The following is a 2,652-nucleotide window of genomic DNA, read 5'->3' as shown; positions in this document are numbered from 1 at the left end:
TGTTGATCCGTATCTCGCCCTGCATCAGGCCGGTTTGCTATGAACCACTGGACTCAACTCACCCTGGCACGCAGGGCGACGTGGCGTCGATAACGACACGAACTGGGTGACGACGTCGATGCTGCGGAACTCCGCAAAGGCGCATTGGACCTTAGAGGAGCTGAACTGGACGCTGCGGAAACCTTGTGGTGACTGCACCGAATGGGACGGCCTAACCGGATGGTTCGTTCGCTACGTCGACCGCAACCCGGAGATCGGTGCCAACGATTACATCCGCCGATGGCTGGCTGCGACGAAAGCGGTGCTAGCAGAGCGCAGGCAGATAGCCTTGTCGACGGAAGCCGAAAACTGATGGGCGAGGTATGGAGGGCGCACGACACGGTGACCGACCGCGTCGTAGCCACCAAGACCCCGCCCGCTCACTACTCGGACCACGCCACGTTTCAGCAGCGGTTCCGCCGCAAAGCCCAAGCCACCGCGAAGTTGAACAGCCCGCATGTCATGCCTCATCAGGTTGACAGGTTCCGCCAAGCTCGAAGTGTGAAGCACACGTGCGGGTTCGTTTATCCCCCGGCGGGGGAGTAGGAGCACCGTCGAACCGCTCGGCCCGGCAACCCGGCCGTGGCGACTGCGCCCGACGGATCCGGCTGCGTGCCCACAGCATCCTTGCTGATGCATCAGATGAATCAAGGATGTGCTCCGCGGCGACGCTGGTTGCAGGACGCGAATCACATTGCACTAGAGGGCAACTCGCTGCAAGTCAACCCAGAACACGACGGTGGTGGATTTACCGAAACATGTTGCTGCACAGTGGAACACGGCGCCGTTAGGTTGACATAATATCCGTTATGAGGCAAATACGTTGTGCTGCAGAGTGTTTCACATCGCCACGAATGCATGGGTTTCTATACCTCGGAATGATGTGATGCGTGTCCGCCATGTAAGGGCCGTCGCAACCGCGCGCTTTCGGATTGTGTAGCAGATGACGAGGTGGGCGTCGCGCGTTGTCGCGCCGCGCGTGACGAACCCTCCGCGCTATCACATCCCGCCGGTGTCGGATGAAGTCGGCATTTTCGTCGATACGTCACCGTGACGAAAAGTCACGATTGAGAAAGCTCAAAACGGTCTAAATGTCGCCAGATCAAACGAGAAGCCACATCGGTCCCCCGGTGCGGCTCCGCCGCACGAACACAGTTGGGCACAAACAGGGCGGCGCACAGCATCGTCATGATGACGAAGCGGCCATGACACCACATAGGAAACATCCATGTATCAGATAGGTTTAAGTCTCTGTATTGCGGCGTTCTCATTGAATCTGGGGCACGATGTAGCGGTCTACCTGCGGCGCCCCAGATGAAGTGAGAATTCGAATCCCGTTGGCGGGGTTGTTTGTTTGGGTGGTGACGACCTACTTGCGCAGCCTCATTTCGTAGGCGAAGGTACGCGGTGCGCCGGCGTGGAGGTCTCCCGGGGCGCAGCAGCGGCTCCTGGTTCTCTTTCCACCACGCCAACCGAGCCGCATAATCGGCGTCGGCTTCCTCCTCGGACACAGGTTGCAGTGTTGGCCGCATCCATGGTGCTGCGCATCGGCGGTCCCGAGGACTGCTCGTCGCGCAGAATCCATCTCGCCTCGCCCTCGGCTAGCCGCCACACGAACATCTTCCAGAGTTTCGTCTTGTCCATGCCCGCGTATTGTTTCAGCGGTAGGTCCAGCAGCGGATTGACTCGGCCGCTCCCGCCGACCCTGGTCAGCGGCTCACATGCCGCAATGGCCTCGGCATCGATCAATGGCCGGGCCGCCGCGAGGTCACCGGCTGCCGGACAAGCCTTCTCATGCAGCCAGGCCTGATCCGCTCGACATTTTGGACCCCGCCCGACCCGCGAGGGGTCGGGCGGGAGCCCTGCGTGGATCAAATCCCCAGCCGAGCCCGGGGGGCGGAGTCAGGCGTCGAGGTTGTCCAGTGATTCTTCCTGTTCAGCGCTGGTTTGTGTGAGCTTCCAGGTGTCCCACGCGTCTAGAGTTGCGATCTGGTCGGGGTCGGCGGCACTGATGACTGCGTATTCGTTGGTCTGCGTGGGATTTTGAGGGAAGATGACCTGTTCGCCTGCGACCGTCGCACCTTCGGTGCATAGCGAGCGGACTCGGCACTCGTAGACATCAAATGCCGGTCCGGTGCCGATGATTTGGCGGAACCACAGCAACGGTTCTGCCGGTTCAAGGCGCACTGTGCGGGCGATAGGTTGGCGATACACCATGGTGTTGGTGGTGCGGTCGAAGACTTGCACCTGGGCGCCGCCGGTCGCTGGCCCGTCCGGGTTGAACCCCTGGGCGCATAACCGTTCAACGGTGTTAAGCCAATCGTTGCCGCCGTTCACTTTAGACACCCACTTTCTCCACCCGCTGGTGGGAATTCTTCATCGTCGGAATTGTCCCAGCCCGGTACGACAGGCCGGACCAAAGACACCGTGCCGCTTTTGTTCGGCTTTCAACTTCGGCCCGGTAGTTCGACTTGAACGTCGAAGGAGTCCATAGCCACTTCGAGACACAGCGCGATCAGCTCCCGTGCCATCGGTTGGGTCTGCTGCACGAATAGGTGACATCTGAGTTGGCTTGCCCAGCATGGGCGGGCTGGAAGGATGTCCCCATGGCAA

2 protein-coding genes are annotated in these 2,652 nt (G+C 60.5%); one reads left to right on the top strand and one right to left on the bottom strand.

Annotated elements, in window-relative coordinates:
• Positions 1 to 106: 106 nt before the first annotated feature.
• Positions 107 to 352, top strand: coding sequence for a hypothetical protein (locus tag AO501_RS13320; RefSeq protein WP_156452533.1), 246 nt, complete (start codon positions 107 to 109; stop codon positions 350 to 352).
• A gap of 1,589 nt (positions 353 to 1,941) precedes the next feature.
• Here AO501_RS13320 and AO501_RS13310 read toward each other — a convergent pair.
• Positions 1,942 to 2,385 (bottom strand): hypothetical protein, encoded by a 444-nt coding sequence (locus tag AO501_RS13310; RefSeq protein ID WP_156452532.1) that lies wholly within the window; start codon positions 2,383 to 2,385, stop codon positions 1,942 to 1,944.
• Between the last annotated feature and the right edge of the window lie 267 nt (positions 2,386 to 2,652).

This window comes from Mycobacterium gordonae (genome assembly GCF_001417955.2).
Classification (GTDB): domain Bacteria; phylum Actinomycetota; class Actinomycetes; order Mycobacteriales; family Mycobacteriaceae; genus Mycobacterium; species Mycobacterium gordonae_B.
Note: the sequence above shows the minus strand (reverse complement) of the source record. Positions and strands in the feature narration are given on the sequence as shown.